This is a genomic window from Pseudomonas sp. MMS21 TM103 (assembly GCF_022132145.1).
Lineage (GTDB): Bacteria > Pseudomonadota > Gammaproteobacteria > Pseudomonadales > Pseudomonadaceae > Aquipseudomonas.
In genome coordinates this window covers 445,216-462,470 of sequence record NZ_JAJISP010000002.1, presented here as the reverse complement: position 1 = coordinate 462,470, position 17,255 = coordinate 445,216, and the positions used below count along the sequence as shown (strand labels likewise).

The 17,255-nt window shown below is 62.3% G+C and carries 18 protein-coding genes; 11 read left to right on the top strand and 7 right to left on the bottom strand.

Annotated features, from left to right (window positions below; all coding sequences use genetic code 11):
* Nucleotides 1-43 precede the first annotated feature (43 nt).
* Nucleotides 44-244, bottom strand: a complete 201-nt coding sequence (locus LJY18_RS09175; RefSeq protein WP_238041504.1) for a hypothetical protein — start codon at nt 242-244, stop codon at nt 44-46.
* Nucleotides 245-376: 132 nt separating this feature from the next.
* Between LJY18_RS09175 and tusA the strand changes: the two genes are divergently transcribed.
* Both tusA and LJY18_RS09165 read left to right on the top strand, forming a co-directional pair.
* Nucleotides 377-628, top strand: coding sequence for a sulfurtransferase TusA (gene tusA, locus LJY18_RS09170; protein WP_238041503.1), 252 nt, complete (start codon nt 377-379; stop codon nt 626-628).
* A 2-nt stretch (nt 629-630) separates the two neighbouring features.
* Nucleotides 631-1,086: a gamma-glutamylcyclotransferase family protein gene (locus tag LJY18_RS09165; protein ID WP_238041502.1), complete on the top strand. Its 456-nt coding sequence runs from the start codon at nt 631-633 to the stop codon at nt 1,084-1,086.
* Here LJY18_RS09165 and LJY18_RS09160 read toward each other — a convergent pair.
* Nucleotides 1,044-2,126, bottom strand: a complete 1,083-nt coding sequence (locus LJY18_RS09160) for a DUF3080 family protein (RefSeq protein ID WP_238041501.1) — start codon at nt 2,124-2,126, stop codon at nt 1,044-1,046. The two genes, LJY18_RS09165 and LJY18_RS09160, sit on opposite strands and share 43 nt — an antisense overlap.
* Nucleotides 2,126-3,514, bottom strand: a complete 1,389-nt coding sequence (locus LJY18_RS09155; RefSeq protein ID WP_238041500.1) for an MATE family efflux transporter — start codon at nt 3,512-3,514, stop codon at nt 2,126-2,128. Before LJY18_RS09155 ends, LJY18_RS09160 begins: the two co-directional genes overlap by 1 nt.
* A 137-nt stretch (nt 3,515-3,651) precedes the next feature.
* On the opposite strand from LJY18_RS09155, the gene pdxB reads away from it, so the two are divergent.
* Nucleotides 3,652-4,794: a 4-phosphoerythronate dehydrogenase PdxB gene (gene pdxB, locus LJY18_RS09150; RefSeq protein WP_238041499.1), complete on the top strand. Its 1,143-nt coding sequence runs from the start codon at nt 3,652-3,654 to the stop codon at nt 4,792-4,794.
* Between the two features lie 132 nt (nt 4,795-4,926).
* Here pdxB and LJY18_RS09145 read toward each other — a convergent pair whose 3' ends face one another.
* A complete protein-coding gene (locus LJY18_RS09145) occupies nt 4,927-5,106 on the bottom strand; it encodes a PA1571 family protein (protein WP_238041498.1) in 180 nt (59 codons plus the stop codon).
* Nucleotides 5,107-5,287: 181 nt separating this feature from the next.
* On the opposite strand from LJY18_RS09145, the gene LJY18_RS09140 reads away from it, so the two are divergent.
* The 3 genes from LJY18_RS09140 (at nt 5,288) to LJY18_RS09130 (ending at nt 8,903) form a co-directional block, all read left to right on the top strand.
* Nucleotides 5,288-6,403, top strand: a complete 1,116-nt coding sequence (locus tag LJY18_RS09140) for an ATP-NAD kinase family protein (RefSeq protein ID WP_238041497.1) — start codon at nt 5,288-5,290, stop codon at nt 6,401-6,403.
* 149 nt (nt 6,404-6,552) lie between these two features.
* Nucleotides 6,553-6,987 carry a thiol-disulfide oxidoreductase DCC family protein gene (locus LJY18_RS09135; protein WP_238041496.1) on the top strand — a complete coding sequence of 145 codons (435 nt, stop codon included), beginning with the start codon at nt 6,553-6,555 and terminating at the stop codon, nt 6,985-6,987.
* 134 nt (nt 6,988-7,121) lie between these two features.
* Complete coding sequence (locus LJY18_RS09130; RefSeq protein WP_238041495.1) at nt 7,122-8,903, top strand: ABC transporter transmembrane domain-containing protein; 1,782 nt, start codon at nt 7,122-7,124, stop codon at nt 8,901-8,903.
* On the opposite strand, the gene rhtA is transcribed toward LJY18_RS09130, so the two are convergent.
* The 3 genes from rhtA to LJY18_RS09115 all read right to left on the bottom strand — a co-directional run bounded on the left by rhtA (nt 8,900) and on the right by LJY18_RS09115 (nt 10,822).
* Complete coding sequence (gene rhtA, locus LJY18_RS09125; protein ID WP_238041494.1) at nt 8,900-9,772, bottom strand: threonine/homoserine exporter RhtA; 873 nt, start codon at nt 9,770-9,772, stop codon at nt 8,900-8,902. The genes LJY18_RS09130 and rhtA overlap by 4 nt on opposite strands.
* 147 nt (nt 9,773-9,919) lie before the next feature.
* Complete coding sequence (gene ppnP / locus LJY18_RS09120; RefSeq protein WP_238041493.1) at nt 9,920-10,201, bottom strand: pyrimidine/purine nucleoside phosphorylase; 282 nt, start codon at nt 10,199-10,201, stop codon at nt 9,920-9,922.
* Between the two features lie 78 nt (nt 10,202-10,279).
* Nucleotides 10,280-10,822, bottom strand: a complete 543-nt coding sequence (locus LJY18_RS09115; RefSeq protein ID WP_238041492.1) for an exonuclease domain-containing protein — start codon at nt 10,820-10,822, stop codon at nt 10,280-10,282.
* Nucleotides 10,823-10,953: 131 nt separating this feature from the next.
* Between LJY18_RS09115 and LJY18_RS09110 the strand changes: the two genes are divergently transcribed.
* The 5 genes from LJY18_RS09110 to LJY18_RS09090 all read left to right on the top strand — a co-directional run bounded on the left by LJY18_RS09110 (nt 10,954) and on the right by LJY18_RS09090 (nt 17,255).
* Nucleotides 10,954-11,832 carry an NAD(P)-dependent oxidoreductase gene (locus LJY18_RS09110; RefSeq protein WP_238041491.1) on the top strand — a complete coding sequence of 293 codons (879 nt, stop codon included), beginning with the start codon at nt 10,954-10,956 and terminating at the stop codon, nt 11,830-11,832.
* Between the two features lie 271 nt (nt 11,833-12,103).
* Nucleotides 12,104-14,323, top strand: a complete 2,220-nt coding sequence (locus LJY18_RS09105) for a putative bifunctional diguanylate cyclase/phosphodiesterase (RefSeq protein ID WP_238041490.1) — start codon at nt 12,104-12,106, stop codon at nt 14,321-14,323.
* Nucleotides 14,323-16,221 (top strand): sensor histidine kinase, encoded by a 1,899-nt coding sequence (locus LJY18_RS09100; protein WP_238041489.1) that lies wholly within the window; start codon nt 14,323-14,325, stop codon nt 16,219-16,221. Before LJY18_RS09105 ends, LJY18_RS09100 begins: the two co-directional genes overlap by 1 nt.
* An 89-nt stretch (nt 16,222-16,310) precedes the next feature.
* A complete protein-coding gene (locus LJY18_RS09095) occupies nt 16,311-16,571 on the top strand; it encodes a YkgJ family cysteine cluster protein (RefSeq protein ID WP_238041488.1) in 261 nt (86 codons plus the stop codon).
* 30 nt (nt 16,572-16,601) lie between these two features.
* Entirely contained in the window at nt 16,602-17,255 is a 654-nt protein-coding gene (locus LJY18_RS09090) for an START domain-containing protein (protein WP_442964483.1), read from the top strand.

Sequence of the window (17,255 nt, the reverse complement as noted above, 5' to 3'; positions counted from 1 at the left end):
GTCCATTGCGCGTCTAAGGCCCGAATGAGCCTCGGGGGCGGCGTCAACGATCTTCCCGGCTTTCGTCCGGGCCAGAGGGCTGCTGTTGCCTGACCCAGTAGCTCTGTTTGTGGCCGTGCGCCTCGAATTGCCGCGCCAGAGCTTCGGCGCCGGCACGGGTCAGGTCGGCGCGCACGACGAACTCGTTGCCATTGTCGTCCAGGCGCACCAGGCACCAGTTCCGGGGTTGGTTGGGTGCGGACATTTTCACCACCTGCGCCGCCTGCGGGGCTACCTGTTAAAGGCTAGTTCGGGTTCGCCTTGGCGCATGTGCGCGGCGGGTGGTCTGAGGGGCCGCTTTGCGCGACAATAGCCGCCTGTTTTTGGAGCCAGCCAGATGCCCCTGCAATCCGACGCCATTCTCGATGACACCCTCGACGCCAGCGGGCTGAACTGCCCCGAACCGGTGATGATGCTGCACAACAAGGTGCGCGACCTGCCGGCTGGCGGCCTGCTCAAGGTGATCGCCACCGACCCCTCGACCCGGCGCGACATTCCCAAGTTCTGCGTGTTTCTCGGCCATGAACTGCTCGAGCAGAGCGAGGAGGCGGGTACCTATCTGTACCTGATCCGGAAAAAGGCCGACTGACCATGGGCTGGTACTTCGCCTACGGCTCGAACATGAACCCGGCGCGCATGCAGGCCCGCGGTCTGCGGGTGAGTGAGGTGATGCCGGGCCGCTTGATCGGCTTTGCCTTGTGTTTCAACAAGCGCGCGGTGGACCGTGCTCCGGGTCGTGCCTACGCCAATATCCGTTACCAGCGAGATGGCGTAGTGGAAGGCGTGCTCTACCGACTGGCCGAACGGGATGAAATCGCCAAGCTCGACCCCTTCGAGGGCACGCCGATTTATTACAGCCGCGAGCGCCTGGCGATTGTCACGGCCCGGGGCGTGCAGCCTGCCTGGGTGTATATCGCCAATCCGGCGTTTCGCCAGGATGGCCTGTTGCCCAGCGCTGACTACCTGGCGCATCTGCTGCAGGGGCGTGAGTTCCTCTCCGCGGCCTACTGGTCGGCGTTGGCGGCCTCGCCATTCCACCCGGATTGACCGGGCGCCAGGCCACAGCTTTTCAGGCTGTCCTGCCAGGCGCGTACATGCCGGGAGGTGGCGGCTTGAAAATCAACCCACAGGGATTGCCCAGGGCCAGCCAGGTTCAGCAGGTAGTTGCGCGTGGCCGCCGGCACCTCGGCTGTGGCGCTGAGCTGGCGCAGGCTGCTGCTCCAGGTTTGACCGCGCTGGTACACCTGGGCCAGATAGGGCTGCATACCACCGGCGTAATACTTGACGAAGATGTTCTGCAGAATGCGCCCGCGCGGAGTCGCTCGGCCCTGCGGGCAGATGGGCCGCTGTCGCTGGCGCTCCTCGAGCAGGCGACTGCCCTCATTGAGGGTATGGGTCAGGCTGACCAGGCTGCTGATCAACTGGCCGCCCTGGGGGCTGGCATGCAGGGCGAAGAACAGCGGGTCGAGCTCGGCTGTTGGTGGTGGCAGGGTTTGCGGCAGGGCATTGGCCATGGTGGCCAGTTGGGCCAGGGCCGCGAGGGCCGCATTGTCCTCGCCGGGTGCGATCGGTAGCGCCTGATCGGCAAAGCGCAGGTAGCGTTCGACTTCCTGGCTGGCGTTCAGCGCATTCCAGAACACACTGGGCAGCTGGGCGCGTTTCTCCAGGGCCAGGCTGCTGAGTGTGCCGTGCAACTGTGGATCCTGCTCGTCGGCAAGACGCAGCAAGCACGCATCGATGGCGCGCAACAGGTCGCCTTCATAGCCCAGGCGGCTACTGGGTACCAACTGCTTGCCGAGGATGCTGTTACGCAAGCTGATCTGCTGCTGCAGTGTGGGGCAGCGGCGCACGTCGATCAGTAGATCGAGCAGGCCGATGCGTACCTCGGGGATCTCCACCACCCGCTCGCGGCGCGGCGGCAAGCGATAACGGGTCAACTGGACCTTATCGAAGACCACCACGGCCTCGCCTTCGACGACATTGCTCAGGCGCTGCAGGTAGTCCGCCTGCAGGGCCAGGCCGTCATCGGTCGGTTGGCAGGCCGACAGGATGAGGAGGGTGAGCAGGGCTAGGGTTCTGGCGATCATCACGCCATCTTAGCGGCTCGGATGCGTTTGCGCGCGCTGCCGCCAAGCCGAATCGCCAGCATGATGGCGGCGCAGGTCAGGCCGACGATCAAGCCTTGCCAGAGCCCGCTCGGGCCGCTCGGCTCGCCAAACAGGCTGGACAGGCCGAGGGCGTAACCCACCGGCAAGCCAATGCCCCAGTAGGCGAACAGGGTCAGCAGCATGGTGATGCGGGTGTCCTGGTAGCCACGCAGGGCGCCGGCAGCGGTGACCTGGATCGCATCGGAGAACTGGAACAGCGCGGCATACACGATCAAGCCGGAGGCCAGGGCAATCACCGTCGGATCGGCGGTGTAGATCTGCGCGATCTGCTCGCGCAACAGCAGCATCAAACTAGCGGAGAGACAGGCATAGCCCAGCGCCGTGGCCATGCTCACCCCGGCGGCGAAACGCGCCTGACGGGGATCGCCGCGCCCAAGCATCTGGCCGACGCGCACAGTGGCGGCCATGCCCAGGGAGTAGGGGATCATAAACACCAGCGAGCTGAAGTTGAGGGCGATCTGGTGACCGGCGACCACGCTGGCGCCGAGGCCGCCGATCAGCAGGGCGATTACCGCGAAGATGCTCGACTCGGCGAATACCGCGATGCCAATCGGCAAGCCAATCGTCAGCAGGCGCTGGATCACCGGCCATTGCGGCCAGTCGAAGCGACCGAACAGCTGACTCGGATGGTAGAAGGGCGCCCATTTCACCCACCAGAGCATACCCAGCAGCATGAAGATCATCACCAGTGCGGTAGCCCAGCCACAGCCGACCCCGCCCATGGCCGGCAGGCCGAACTTGCCGTAGATGAAGATGTAGTTGGCTGGAATGTTCAGTAGCAGGCCGCAAAGCCCCAGCATCATGCTGGGGCGGGTGTGGCCGAGGCCGTCGCTGAAGCAGCGCAACACGTGATACAGCGCCACTGCCGGGAAACCGCAGGCCACCGCACGCAGATAGTCCATGGACGGTTCAATCAGGCTTGGCTCGATATTCATCAGCTGCAGGACTATTTCGGCGTTCCACAGCAAGATCGCGGCTGCGCCGCCGACCGCCAGCGCCAGCCACATGGCCTGGCGCACCAGCGGGCCGATCTCGGCCTGCTGGCCGGCGCCGAAACGCTGCGCCACCTTGGACGTGGTCGCCAGCAGGATGCCGGTCATCAGCAGGAATACCGGCACCCAGATCGAGTTGCCGAGCGCCACCGCAGCCAGGTCTTGGGGGCTGACCCGGCCGGCCATCAGCGTGTCGACGAAGCCCATGGCGGTATGCGCCAACTGGGCAATGATGATCGGCGTGGCCAGCACCAGCAGGGTGCGCAGTTCGGTGCGCACGCGCTGCTGGCGCGATACGGCAGGCGTAGAGGTCATCCGCTGGCTCTCCGGGAAAACCGCGTAGTCTACGCGCTGACACTTCGGTCAGGAAAGCCGCTTATGCCGCTGTTTCAGCGCGCTGCCGGCGAGGGCGCCGACGGGTTAGAATGACGGCCTGACGTATGGAGCCGATCATGCAAATAGTCGCGGATGAGAACATTCCCCTGCTCGATGAGTTCTTTGCCGGATTCGGCGAGGTTCGTCGCTTGCCCGGTCGCGGTATCGCGGCGGCGGCCGTAGCCGATGCCGAACTGCTGCTGGTGCGCTCGGTCACTCGGGTCGACCAAGCGTTGCTCGAAGGCAGTGCGGTGCGCTTTGTCGGCACCTGCACCATCGGCACCGACCATCTCGATCTCGATTATTTCGCCCAGGCCGGCATCGGCTGGGCCAGTGCGCCCGGCTGCAATGCGCGCGGCGTGGTCGATTATGTGCTCGGCAGCCTGCTGCTGCTGGCTGAGCAGCAGGGCGTCGAGCTGGCGACACGTACCTACGGGGTGGTCGGCGCCGGCGAGGTGGGGGGGCGTCTGGTCGAAGTATTACGCGGTCTGGGCTGGCGCGTGCTGGTCTGCGACCCACCGCGCCAGCTCGCCGAGGGCGGCGATTTCGTCAGCCTGGAGCAGGTGATCGCCGAGTGCGATGTGCTCAGCCTGCACACCCCGCTCGAGCGTGGCGGCGCGCAGCCGACCCATCATCTGTTCGATGCGCGGCGCCTGGCTCAGCTTAAGCCGGGCGCCTGGCTGATCAATGCCAGCCGCGGCGCGGTGGTGGATAACCCCGCGCTGCGCGAGTTGCTCAAGCAGCGCGACGATCTGCAGGTGGTGCTGGATGTCTGGGAGGGCGAGCCGCAGGTGGATGTCGAACTGGCCGGCCGGTGCCGCATCGCCACCCCGCACATCGCCGGCTATAGCCTGGACGGCAAGCTGCGCGGCACGGCGCAGATCTATGCGGCGGTGTGTGCGCATTTCGGCTGGCCGCCAGCGGTCAGCCTCGACGAGTTGATGCCAGCTCCCTGGCTATCTGAGTTGAGCCTGGATGCCGGCGTCGATCCGGCCTGGGCGTTGACGACTGTGTGTCGTGCGGTCTATGACCCGCGGCGTGACGATGCGGACTTTCGCCGCAGCCTGCGGGGCGACACGGCCAGCCAGCGTGCGGCCTTCGATGCGTTGCGCAAACATTACCCGATGCGCCGCGAGATCGATGGGCTGAGCGTCAAGCTGCAAGGCGATGCGCCGCAACTGGTACGGATGATCAAGGCGCTGGGGGCGACGTTGCGTTGAGTGAGCGGTTATTCATGAGCCGAGTCAGCCCGGGTCGAGCGGCGTTGCGCTGCAGCCGAGCGCCTCAACGCACCAATGGGGCGCTGCCCAAGAAAAAACCAGGCCTTGCCTGGGTCGGCTCATAGGGTCCGGTCAGCCGTTGTCGGTATGGGGCTTGGTCAGGTCTTTTTCCAGCTCCTGGCACGCGCGCTGGATCATGTTTTCGGTGATTGGGATTTCCTGGCCTTGTTCGTCGATGATGGCGCCACCTACCGGCTGTTGCGCCTGTTCAGGAGCAACATGGGGTTCTGACGTCTGCTGCTGTGGGCTCATGAACGGTCTCCTCATCAGGTGGTGTGCGCAGTCTAAAGAGTCGACTGAACGGGCTGTGACAGTCTCGAACGATGAAGTTCTGTCAAAGATATAGTTCACAAGTGACTAGGTTGTCACTGTGCCAAAACAACGTATGGGTTGAAAAGACCCCCGGGACACTCGGGGGCTCACAGAGGTGTTTATGTCGCGGTTTCACCTGGGCTTGATCATCAATCCCCTGGCAGGTCTTGGCGGTCCGGCGGGGCTCAAGGGCAGTGATGGCGTGGCCGAACAGGCCCTGGCCCTGGGTAGTCAGCCGCTGGCGGCAATGCGTACGCGCACGGCGCTGGAGTGTCTGCGTGTGGTGCAGGATCGCCTGGAATTCCTGACCTTTCCCGGGCCGATGGGCGCCGATCTGCTGGCCGAGATGGGCTTCAGTTTCCGGGTGGTCGGCGAGCTGGATGAGCGGGTGAGCAGCGCGGCGGATACCCGTAAGGCAGTCGAACAACTGCAGGATGCCGGCGTTGCGCTGATCCTGTTTGCTGGTGGCGACGGCACGGCGCGGGATATCTGCGCCGCCGTGCGCGACGGCCAGCCGGTGCTGGGCATTCCGGCCGGGGTGAAGATTCAGTCCGGGGTCTATGCCATCAGCCCGCGCGCCGCTGGCGAGTTGGCCGCACGGCTGATCGAGGGCGGCCTGGTGCGTCTGGCCAGCGGCGAGGTGCGCGATATCGACGAACACGCCTTGCGCGAAGGCAGGGTGACGGCGCGCTGGTATGGCGAGCTGACAGTGCCGCAAGAGGGCGGTTATATGCAGCAGGTCAAACAGGGTGGCGTGGAATCCGAAGAGCTGGTGCTCAGCGACCTGGCCGACTGGCTGCAGGAGAGCTGGGAGAGCGATGTGCGCTACGTCTTCGGTCCCGGTTCGACCCTGCACGGGCTTGCGCAGAACCTCGGGCTGGAGACCACCTTGCTTGGCGTCGATGTCATCGAGAACGCCCAAGTAATTGCCCGCGATGTCACCGAGGCGCAGTTGTTCGAACTGGTGGCCGAGCATCCGGCGCGCCTGCTGGTCACCGCCATCGGCGGCCAGGGCCATATCATCGGCCGCGGCAACCAGCAGATCAGCCCGCGGGTGCTGCGCGCCATAGGCCTGGATCATCTGCGCGTGGTGGCGACCAAACGCAAACTGGGCACGCTCGAGGGCCGGCCACTGCTGGTCGATAGCGGCGATGTGCAGCTGGACGATGCCTTTCCCGACGTGGTGCGGGTGTGGGCAGGGTATAAGGAAGAGTTGTTGTACCCCGTGGGCCGGTGATGGCCAGGGCTGCCTAGCCGACTACTCTTGTTGGGTTTTAGTCACCGGCCCTGACGCTGTGCATGGCGGGGGCGGTTACGCTGTTGGTGGCCCTGATTACCATGGCGTGTTGGGCGTCGCACCGGATAGGTCAGACGCAGGAGCTGGATATGACGGATGCAAAACTTCCTCCTTTTATTCAGCCGGGCGAGCGCGTGGTGCTGTTCGATGGCGTGTGCAAACTGTGCAACGGCTGGGTCAAGTTTTTGATCGCTCATGACCCTGCGCAGCGCTTTCGCCTGGCCTCGGTTCAGTCGGTCCAGGGCCAGGCGCTGCTGGCCTGGTTCGGCTTGCCCACTGAGCAGTTCGAGACCATGGCCTATATCGAGGGGGGAGAATTGCTGGTGCGTTCGGACGCGCTGCTGCACATCCTTGCGCAATTGCCCCGTCCCTGGCGATTTTTAACGTTGTTACGGCTAATCCCCCGGCCAGTGCGCGACTGGTGTTACGACCGTATTGCGCTCAATCGCTATCGGCTGTTCGGTCGTCATGAACACTGCCTACTGCCGAACGCCGACCACCCGCGGCGATTTCTCCAGGACTGATAGGGCTGAGCTTTCAGCTCGATCCGCTTGATCTGTGCCTGATTAGCCCCCATCTAGCAGAGGTACGGTCTTGCGCGCGGCATAGGCGGCGCCTTCTCTAATCTCAGGGCTGACCCGCCCAGCAGCGAGTAACCATGGTTTCGATCCTGTCTTCCCGCCAGCGCAATGCCCTGCGCATGGCCTGGCGTTTCGTCGCACCCTATCGCTGGCGCGTGGTGGGCGCCTTGCTGGCGCTGATGTTTACCGCGGCGATCACCCTGTCCATGGGTCAAGGCATCAAACTGCTGGTTGATCAGGGCCTGGCGACTCAGTCGCCGCAGGCACTGCAACAGTCGATCGGGCTGTTCTTCGTGCTGGTGCTGGCCTTGGCCATCGGTACCTATACCCGCTTCTATCTGGTGTCGTGGATCGGTGAGCGCTTCGTCGCCGATATCCGCAAACGGGTGTTCAACCACCTGATCGATCTGCATCCGGGCTTCTATGAAAGCAACCGCAGTTCGGAGATTCAGTCGCGCCTGACCGCCGACACCACCCTGCTGCAGTCGGTGATCGGCTCTTCGCTGTCGATGGCCCTGCGCAACCTGATCATGCTGGTCGGCGGCAGCGTGCTCTTGGTGGTCACCAACCCCAAGCTCAGCGGCATCGTGCTGCTGGCGCTGCCGCTGGTGGTGGCGCCCATCCTGATCTTCGGCCGCCGCGTGCGCGCCCTGTCGCGCCTGAGCCAGGACCGCGTGGCCGATGTCGGCAGCTATGTCGGCGAGGTGCTCGGGCAGATCAAGACGGTGCAGGCCTACAACCATCAGCGTGAAGACAAACGGCGCTTCGGCCTGTCGGCGGAGGCGGCTTTCGACACCGCACGCAAGCGTATCAAGCAGCGTGCCTGGCTGATCACCGTGGTCATCGTGCTGGTACTTGGGGCGGTGGGGGTGATGCTCTGGGTCGGCGGGATGGACGTGATCGCCGGACGCATTTCCGGTGGTGAGCTGGCGGCTTTCGTCTTCTACAGCCTGATCGTCGGTGGCTCATTCGGCACCCTCAGCGAGGTGATCGGCGAGTTGCAGCGCGCAGCCGGTGCCGCCGAACGCATCGCCGAACTGCTGCAGGCACGCAATGAAATTACCCCGCCGACTGCCGATGGCCTGACGCTGGCGCAGCCGGTGCAGGGGCGTATCGAGTTGCAGGGGCTGCGTTTCGCCTATCCGTCACGCCCAGGCAGTTTTGCCGTGGATGGCATCGATCTCGAGGTCGCGCCGGGTGAAACCCTGGCTCTGGTCGGGCCGTCGGGGGCAGGGAAATCCACGCTGTTCGATCTGCTGCTGCGCTTCTTCGACCCGCAGGCCGGAAGCATCCTCATCGATGGCCAGCCGATCGAGCTCCTCGATCCCCATGAGCTGCGCCGCTGCTTCGCCCTGGTGTCGCAGAATCCGGCGCTGTTCTTCGGCTCGGTGGCGGACAACATTCGCTACGGCAGGACCGACGCCAGCCATGCCGAGGTCGAAGCCGCGGCCAAGGTCGCCCACGCCCATGAGTTCATCATGCAGCTGCCCGAGGGCTACCAGACCCACCTGGGCGATGCCGGTCTCGGCTTGTCTGGCGGGCAGCGCCAGCGTCTGGCCATCGCCCGCGCGCTGCTGGTGGATGCGCCTATCCTGCTGCTCGATGAAGCCACCAGCGCGCTGGATGCGGAAAGCGAACACCTGATCCAGCAAGCGCTGCCGCGATTGATGCAAGGGCGCACTACCCTGGTGATCGCCCACCGCCTGGCCACGGTGAAAAGCGCCGATCGTATTGCGGTAATCGAACAGGGCAAGCTGGTGGCCATCGGCAAGCACGCCGAACTGGTCACCCGCAGTCCGCTGTATGCGCGCCTGGCTGAGCTGCAGTTCAGTAATGACGAGGTGGAGTCAGCGGTTTAGAGAAGGCGACCTTTGGGTCTGATGGTCGCTGCCGCGCCGGCCGAGGCCAGGATGATCGCGCCGATTGCCAGCCACTGACTCAGGCTCAGCCGCTCGCTGAGAAACAGCAGGCCGGAGAGGGCGGCAATGGCGGGCTCCATGCTCATCAGGATGCTGAAGGTGCGCGCCGGCAAGCGGGTCAGGGCGACCATTTCCAGGCTGTAAGGCAGTGCCGAAGACAGCACCGCCACCCCCAGGGCGATGGGCAGCAGGTCGAGCGAGAACATGCTGCTGCCTGCGTGCCACACACCAATCGGGAAAACCAGCAAGGCAGCGACTATGGTGCCAAGGGCGACGGTTTGCCGGCCGTGCTCGGCCCCGGCTTTCTGGCCGAAGATGATGTACAGCGCCCAGCATAGGCCAGCACCCAATGCCAGGGCCATGCCCAGTGGGTCGAGCTGGACTTCGGCTTGCGCGCTGGGCAGCAGCAGCCAGAGTCCGAAGACCGCAAGGGCGATCCAGACGAAATCCAGCAACCGCCGCGAAGACAGCAACGCCAGGCCCAGTGGTCCGGTGAATTCCAGGGCCACGGCGATGCCCAGCGGGATGGTCTGCAGCGACAGATAGAACAGCAGGTTCATGCTGCCCAGAGCCAGACCGTAGGCCACCAGTGAGCGGCAAGAGCGCAGGCTCAGGCGTGCTTGCCAGGGGCGCATCAGGACGCACAGGATCAAGGCGGCCAAGCCAAGACGCAGCGCGGTGGTGCCGGTGGCGCCGATCAGCGGGAACAGGCCTTTGGCCAGGGAGGCGCCGCTCTGGATCGAGGTCATGGCGATCAGCAACAGCATGATCGGCAGAATCACCAAGGCGAAGTGCGAAGAGCGCGGCATTTCGGTTGTTCCAAATGATCAGGGAGGCGTTGTGTTGGCTAGCTGCAGGCACCATGGCCAGCAGCCTGGCTCCTACAGGTGAATATCGCCAATAAAAAAAACCGGCCAGTTCGATCTGAACTGGCCGGTCGCTGTGCACCTAATACCTTAGCGGTATTCGCACAGGTAGGCGGTGTCTACTGCAACCTTGAGCTGGAACTTGCTGTTGGCCGGCACAGTGAAGTTGCTGCCGCTGGTGAAGGTCTCCCAGCTGTCGCTGCCTGGCAGTTTGACGGTCAGGGCACCGGCGACAACATGCATGATTTCCAGCTTGTCGGTACCAAACTCGTATTCGCCGGCGGCCATCACGCCAATGGTGGCGGGGCCTTCAGCCATACCGAAGGCGATGGATTTGACGGTGCCGCCGAAGTATTCATTGACCTTGAACATCTGCAATTCCTCGCATGGGCTGAAAAGGCCGGCAAGTATGCCCAAGCCGCGGCGGTGCGTCATCTGCTTTGCTGGACCTTAGAGCGGTAGCACCAAGGGCAGCAGCCGGGCAGTGTTGCGTGCATCGGTCAGCGCTCGGTGTTGCTCGCCGCTGAATTGCAGGCCTGCCAGTTGCAAGGCGCTAGTAAGGCCGACCGAACGGGGTAATTGACGGGCTTCGGCAAAGCGCCGCTTGAGGTTGAGGTGGGGGATCTGGCTCAGGCAGCTGACCAACTGGTAGTGCTGCCAGTCTTGCTCGAATTGACGACGGTCGTACTCGCCCCAGCTGACCCAGCCGACCAGGTGCGGCAGGTGATTCAGCAGCCAGTGCTCGAACTGCGGCCAGACGTCGGTCAGCGGCGCTGCAGCATCGACATCGGCCTGGCTGATATGGGTGAGTTCGCGGCAGAAACTGGTCAAGTGCGGCCGCCGGACTGGACGCACGAAACGCTGGAAGTGATCCACCTCATGACCGGCGGCGCTGACCAGGCTGGCGCCAATCTCGATGATTTCCATGTCTTCCAGCGGCCAGCTCCCTTCGTCGGTGGTGGCTTCCAGGTCGATGACCAACCAATGTCCCATATGTCCTCCGTTGTTGAGTGGTTAGTCTCATCAGTCAACTGACCGTACAGGTCTCTTGATCGTGAGCGCGAAGCTTTTCTGGCCCGCCAAGTCGCATGTTAGGCTGAGTATCCCTGAATTCGGAGGTGTGTATGGCGAAGGTAGCCTTTATCGGGCTGGGCGTAATGGGTTATCCGATGGCGGGACACCTGGCACGCAGCGGACATCAAGTGTGTGTGTATAACCGGACGCCGGCCAAGGCTGCGCAGTGGTTGGCCGAGTTTGCCGGCAGCAGTGCGCCTACCCCGCGTGAGGCGGCCCAGGGTGCCGAGCTGGTGATGGTCTGCGTGGGCAATGACAATGACTTGCGCGGCGTGGTATTGGGCGCGGACGGTGCCTTTGCCGGCATGACGCCGGGTGCTGTGTTGGTCGATCACACCACTGCCTCGGCCGATGTCGCCCGTGAGCTGGCGGCCATGGCCGATGAGCTGCAGTTGGGTTTCCTCGATGCGCCGGTGTCTGGCGGTCAGGCCGGTGCGCAGAATGCTGCGCTGACGGTGATGGTTGGCGGCGAAGCGGCTGTCTATGCGCGTGCCGAACCGGTGATTCAGGCTTACGCGCGCATGGTGCGCCTGATGGGCGCGGCCGGCAGTGGGCAACTGACCAAGATGGTCAACCAGATCTGCATTGCCGGTCTGGTTCAAGGATTGTCCGAAGCGCTGCATTTTGCTCAGTGTGCAGGCCTCGACGCGCAGGGGGCGATGGAGGTGATCAGCAAGGGCGCCGCGCAATCCTGGCAACTGGAAAACCGTCACAAGGCCATGTTGGCCGGTGAGTTCGATTTCGGTTTTGCCGTCGACTGGATGCGCAAGGATCTGTCGATTCTGCTCGAAGAGGCGCGGCACAACGGCGCGCAACTGCCGGTTACGGCGCTGGTCGACCAGTTCTATGCCGATGTCCAGGCCATGGGCGGCGCGCGTTGGGATACGTCCAGCCTGATTGCCCGCCTGAAGGTGCCGAACAAGCCCTGAAACTCTCGCCTGCTGCGCGGCGCCTCCAGGCATTTACTTGACGCCTGGAGGTGGCCTCGCGGTGGCGCTTGATATTTGTACCCGCACAAGACTTCGGGTTCTGAGCTCGCTCGGCTGCAGTTGCAGTGCGCCAATGGCGGTCTTTTCTGGTCACAATTCGCTTGACGAATAAGCGGCTACGGTTGGCTTGCTGCTATCTATACTCCTGCTGCAGCCAGCTTGGAACGGTTGTGTTTTTCCCATCGTTAGATGAACAAGGCAGGCGCTCTTCATGGATGATCAGTTGATGTTTTTCGATGATGAAGTTGCCACTACCACAGATAAACCTGTCTGGCGGGTACTGGCAATTGACGATGACGTAGACTTTCAGCGCGCCACTGCATTCGCCCTGAGTGAAGTCGAAGTTCTCGGTGGGCGTATCCAATTGCAGCAAGCCTTCAGTTACCGCGAAGCCTCGATGATGTTGGCCGAAGGGCAAGATATCGCGCTGATTCTGCTCGATGTGGTGATGGAGACCGATGATGCCGGCTTGCGCCTGGTCAAGGCTCTGCGCGAGGTGATCGGCAATGCCGAGACACGTGTGGTCTTGCTGACTGGCGAGCCGGGGATGGCGCCGGTGCAGGAGGTGATGCGTGATTACGATATCAACGATTACTGGACCAAGAGCGAACTGACCGCCGAGCGCTTGCTCACGGTGCTGACTGCAGGGGTTCGCGGCTACTCCCAGTTGCGCACGGTGGCTCGGGCGCGGCGCGGTTTGCAGATGATTGTGGAATCGAGCAATTCGCTGTTCTGCTCGAAGAACACCCGCGAGCTGTCGGCCAAAATTCTCTCGGAAATCGCCTCGCTGCTCGACCTGCAGGCCGAAGGCATCGTCTGCGTTCGGGCGGATGAGGGTGAGCCGGGTTCCCTGCCGTCAGTGCGCGTCGTCAGCGCCAACGGCCGCTTCTTCGGTGGCATTGATGGCGATATCGACAGCCTGGATGATCCTGATGTGGTGGCTGCCTTGCGCCGCTGCCTGCATGAGCAACAGACCTTGCGTCTGGATAACTGTACGGTACTGTTTTTCTCGCGCTACCAGGCCGGGGCCGATTACGCCTGTTATGTTGCCACCGAGCGGTCGCTCGATGATACCGAGCTGGAGTTGCTCAAGGTGTTCAGCGCCAGCATCAGTCGTGGCCTGTACAACGTTGCCTTGTTCAGTCGCCTGGAGGAGATGGCGTACCAGGATGATTTGCTGAAAATCCCCAATCGCAACGCATTGATCCGCCTGCTTGAGATGACGCTGCAGAGCGAGGCGAAGGCCGAGTGGGCCATGGTGCTGATCGATATCGATAACTTTTCCGGTGCCAATACGGCTTTTGGTACCGGTTATGGCGACTTCATCCTTGGCCTGGTGGCGAAAAAGCTGCGCGATGCCTTCTCCAGCAATGTCTTGATTGCTCGGGTCAGGGACGACCTGTTCGCCATCCTCGGGCCTGAATCGCAGGTGCGTGCGCCGGAAATTGTTGCGTTGTTTCGCCGTCACAACCGGGCCTATGAGCTTGGCCAGGTGCACAGCCTGAGCAGCGTCACCATGCGTCTGGCTGATTTTACCGGCAGCGCCAGTGTGGCGTTGCAGGATGCCCGCCTGACGCTCAAACAAGCCAAGCAGCTTGGCCACAACCAGCATGCAGTCTATGACCCAAGGTTGCAGAGAGCCCATGCCGAGTCCTATCGGATGCTGTTGTCACTGCGCGATGCGGTTGATGCCGGGCGCATCAGTATCGAGTTGCAACCACAGATTGATTTGCGCAGCCGTGCCGTCACGGGGGTCGAGGCACTGGCTCGTTGGCGCCAGGCCGATGGCAAGATGGTGCCGCCGCTAACCTTCATCCCCCTGGCCGAGGCAACAGGCTACATCATGCCGCTGGGTGATTTGCTCCTGCGCTTGGCGCTTCAAGCTGCCCGGCAATTGGTTGATGCGGGCTATCCGCAGATTCGCGTGGCGGTCAATGTCTCGGCACCGCAACTGCTACAACACGATTTTATTGAGCGGTTTACCCATCATTTGCAGGTGGCGGGCGTGCAGCCGCAACAGGTCGAGGTGGAAATCACCGAGTCGGTGGCCATGCGCTCTTTCGAGACGGTCTGCAAGCAATTGATGGCGCTGCGGCAGATGGGCGTCACCGTAGCCATCGACGACTTCGGTACCGGCTTTTCCTCCTTGAGCTACTTGCGTCTGCTGCCAGCCGACCGCTTGAAGATCGACCGCAGTTTTGTCGAGGAGATCGGCGAGGTTGCCGATCAGCACATGATTGCCGAAGCGGTGATCCAGATTGCGGCGCGCGTTGGCATGCAGGTCATCGCCGAGGGTGTGGAAACCCAGCAGCAGGCTGACTGGGTTTTGCAGCATGACTGCCTGGAAGCGCAGGGCTATTTATTTGCCAGGCCGATGCCCTGTGCGGACTTGCTGGTTTGGCTCGCAACCTGGTCGGGACGCATGGCCTGATGTTGCGGCAAGGGTGGCGCACCTTGCGCCAGGCCACGCCGGTACGACGCAACCTGCTGCTGCTGTTTCTGCCCTGGGCGTTATTGATTGTACTGCTGACGGCCTTGCTCTATGAGCGATTGCTGGCCGCCAAGCTCGACCCGCTGTTACGTGATCAACAAAGCAGCTTGAGCGAGGGTGTCGGGGTGCTCAACCGGCACCTGGCCATTCAGCGCGGCAATCTCAAGTTCCTCAGCCTGCAGCCGCTGTTGGCCAGAGTACTGGACGAGTCGAGCCAGGATAATCTGCATGCCCTGGGTCAGTTGTTTCTCGAATTTTCTGCAAGCACCGGAGTTTATGATCAGATTCGCTGGCTAGACGAATATGGCATGGAGCGGGTGCGTGTCGATCTGCGGGAAGGGCAGGCCACGCTGCGCGATACCGCCCAGTTGCAGAACAAGGCCGACCGCTATTATTTCGCGGAAACCATGACACTGCCGGCAGGAGAGTTTTTCCTGTCGCGTTTTGATCTCAATCTGGAGTTTGGTGAACTCGAACGGCCGTTCAAGCCCACCCTGCGCGCGGCTACGCCGGTATTCGACCGACACGGCAAGAGACGCGGCGTCCTGCTGTTGAACTACCTCGGGCAAGGCTTATTGTCCCGCTTGAGCCAGGTTTCCGAAGCCTATGGCGGCACCCTAAGTCTGGTCGATGCCGAGGGTTATTGGATGCTCGCCGCCGATCCAGAGGATACCTGGGGCTTTATGCGGGATCGGACTGAGGTGAGCATGGTCAAGCAGCATCCGCGAAGTTGGCAGCAGATGCAGGCGCAGAACAGTGGCGCATTTGACGACAGCGATGGCTTCTGGGCTTTCAGTCATTTCGACCCGCGTGAGCAGAATGAGCAGGCGCATCCGCTCGGTGAGCACTGGTTGCTGGTTTCTCACTTACCCTACGAGCAAGTGCAAATGCTGCGTGTCGGGGTGTTGTGGCAAGTGCTGCTGTTTGCCTGCGTCATGCTGAGCTTGGGCATGGTGGTGGTAATGCGCCTGGCGTGGGCAGAACTTGAGCGTGATCAGGCGCTGGAGGATCTGCAGTCGAGCGGCCTGGAGTTGGCGCAGAGCAATGGTGAGCTGCGCGAGACTGTCGAACAGTTGCAACGTACCCGTGGCGCCCTGTTACAGGCCGACAAGCTTTCTTCGCTGGGAACCATGGTGGCTGGTGTCGCGCATGAGCTGAATACGCCGATTGGCGCCGTCAGTGTTGCTGCCTCGACCCTGCAAAAAGGTGGTCAGGAGCTGCAGAAGAGTTTCGCTGAGGGTTTGCAGCGCTCAACCCTCGAGCGATTTTTGCAGCGTAATGATGAAGGCTTGACGATCATTCTTGGCAACGTGACACGCATGGCGCAATTGACCCGGGCCTTCAAGCAGCTGGCCAGTGATCGGGCCAGTACCGAACGGCGCACCTTCGATCTGGTCGAGTTGGTGCGCGAGGTGATGCTGGTTTTCGCGCTGAAATTGAAGCAGTCGCCTCATCTGGTCATCTTGGACTTGCCCGATAGCCTCATGCTCGACAGCTATCCGGGGCCGCTGGGGCAAATCCTGCAAAACTTGATCGACAATGCCCTGATCCATGCTTTTGAACCGGGCTTGCAGGGTACCGTGCGAGTCCGGCTCGACCACGACTCTTTGACACGGCGTTGTCTGATCGAAGTGCTGGATAATGGGTGCGGCATGAGCGGCGAGGTGCTGGCAAAGATTTTTGACCCGTTTTTTACCACGCGTCGTGGTCAGGGTGGCACTGGGTTGGGCTTACACATCACTCATCAGTTGGCTGTGGATATTCTTGGTGCTGAACTGCAAGTGCTCAGTTCGCCGGGGCAGGGCAGTCAGTTTCGTTTGCACCTGGACTTGGCCTGAGTCCTGCGATGCGTCGCGCGGCTTACCCAATTCGCTGTCGGGCGAGTAATATCGGCGCGCTGTTTTAACTGTATCGAGGTCGTACCGTCATGCAATGCCGTGCTGGATGTGGTGCCTGTTGTATTGCTCCTTCGATCAGTTCGCCTATCCCCGGTATGCCGCATGGCAAGGCGGCAGGCGAGCGTTGCATTCAACTTTCCACAGATAATTATTGCGGTCTGTTCGGTCAGTCGGAGCGGCCGGCGGTGTGTTCGGCTTTTTTGCCAGAACCGGATGTCTGTGGTTCTAGCAATGAAGAGGCGATCCAGCTGCTTGGCTGGCTGGAGCAGCAGACGTCTCTGGCGAGCTGAGGGTTTGAGTAAGGTGAGAGGCTGGCAATGATGAGGGCGCTGGCGGCCATGCTTTTAGGCGCAGGTGCGCTACTGGCGGTGGCAGGTCCCTTGCAGGCCGAACCTTGGCGCCTGGTCAAGGATCAGGCGGGTATCCAGGTATTCCTGAGCAAGGTGCCGGGCTCGAAGTACCAGGCGTACCGCGGCATCGTCAGGCTCAAGACGGATATCCCGACCTTGTTGGCGTTGCAGGAAGATGTCAGTGGTTCCTGCGCCTGGATCTATGCGTGCCGAGAGCAAAGATTGCTCAAACATGAGGACGGGCAAAGCTGGATCTATAGTCGTTTCAATATGCCGTGGCCGGTCAGGCCGCGCGATGCAGTGTTGCGGGTAACCACCCGGCAAGGTGTCGATGGCAGTGTCACCCGTATTCTCAGCGGTGTTGCCGATTACCTGCCGGAGCAGAAGGGCTGGGTGCGGGTGAGCAAGGCCGAAGGCTATTGGGCATTCATCCCGAAAGCGGCAGGTGAAGTCGAGGTGATTTACCAGATGCATAGCGAGCCGGGAGGCAGCGTGCCTGCCTGGCTGGCCGGTAGTTTTGTGGTGGATGCGCCCTACAACACCCTCGAAGCGCTAAGGCGGCGAGTTATTCGCCCTGTGAATGACTCGGGATGTAAAAAAGGCTGCCAGTGGCAGCCTTTTTAG

Coding starts and splice junctions, on each gene's coding strand:
- LJY18_RS09175 (WP_238041504.1), bottom strand. CDS start 244: ATGTCCGCACCCAACCAACCCCGGAACTGGTGCCTGGTGCGCCTGGAC.
- tusA (WP_238041503.1), top strand. CDS start 377: ATGCCCCTGCAATCCGACGCCATTCTCGATGACACCCTCGACGCCAGC.
- LJY18_RS09165 (WP_238041502.1), top strand. CDS start 631: ATGGGCTGGTACTTCGCCTACGGCTCGAACATGAACCCGGCGCGCATG.
- LJY18_RS09160 (WP_238041501.1), bottom strand. CDS start 2,126: ATGATCGCCAGAACCCTAGCCCTGCTCACCCTCCTCATCCTGTCGGCC.
- LJY18_RS09155 (WP_238041500.1), bottom strand. CDS start 3,514: ATGACCTCTACGCCTGCCGTATCGCGCCAGCAGCGCGTGCGCACCGAA.
- pdxB (WP_238041499.1), top strand. CDS start 3,652: ATGCAAATAGTCGCGGATGAGAACATTCCCCTGCTCGATGAGTTCTTT.
- LJY18_RS09145 (WP_238041498.1), bottom strand. CDS start 5,106: ATGAGCCCACAGCAGCAGACGTCAGAACCCCATGTTGCTCCTGAACAG.
- LJY18_RS09140 (WP_238041497.1), top strand. CDS start 5,288: ATGTCGCGGTTTCACCTGGGCTTGATCATCAATCCCCTGGCAGGTCTT.
- LJY18_RS09135 (WP_238041496.1), top strand. CDS start 6,553: ATGACGGATGCAAAACTTCCTCCTTTTATTCAGCCGGGCGAGCGCGTG.
- LJY18_RS09130 (WP_238041495.1), top strand. CDS start 7,122: ATGGTTTCGATCCTGTCTTCCCGCCAGCGCAATGCCCTGCGCATGGCC.
- rhtA (WP_238041494.1), bottom strand. CDS start 9,772: ATGCCGCGCTCTTCGCACTTCGCCTTGGTGATTCTGCCGATCATGCTG.
- ppnP (WP_238041493.1), bottom strand. CDS start 10,201: ATGTTCAAGGTCAATGAATACTTCGGCGGCACCGTCAAATCCATCGCC.
- LJY18_RS09115 (WP_238041492.1), bottom strand. CDS start 10,822: ATGGGACATTGGTTGGTCATCGACCTGGAAGCCACCACCGACGAAGGG.
- LJY18_RS09110 (WP_238041491.1), top strand. CDS start 10,954: ATGGCGAAGGTAGCCTTTATCGGGCTGGGCGTAATGGGTTATCCGATG.
- LJY18_RS09105 (WP_238041490.1), top strand. CDS start 12,104: ATGGATGATCAGTTGATGTTTTTCGATGATGAAGTTGCCACTACCACA.
- LJY18_RS09100 (WP_238041489.1), top strand. CDS start 14,323: ATGTTGCGGCAAGGGTGGCGCACCTTGCGCCAGGCCACGCCGGTACGA.
- LJY18_RS09095 (WP_238041488.1), top strand. CDS start 16,311: ATGCAATGCCGTGCTGGATGTGGTGCCTGTTGTATTGCTCCTTCGATC.
- LJY18_RS09090 (WP_442964483.1), top strand. CDS start 16,602: ATGAGGGCGCTGGCGGCCATGCTTTTAGGCGCAGGTGCGCTACTGGCG.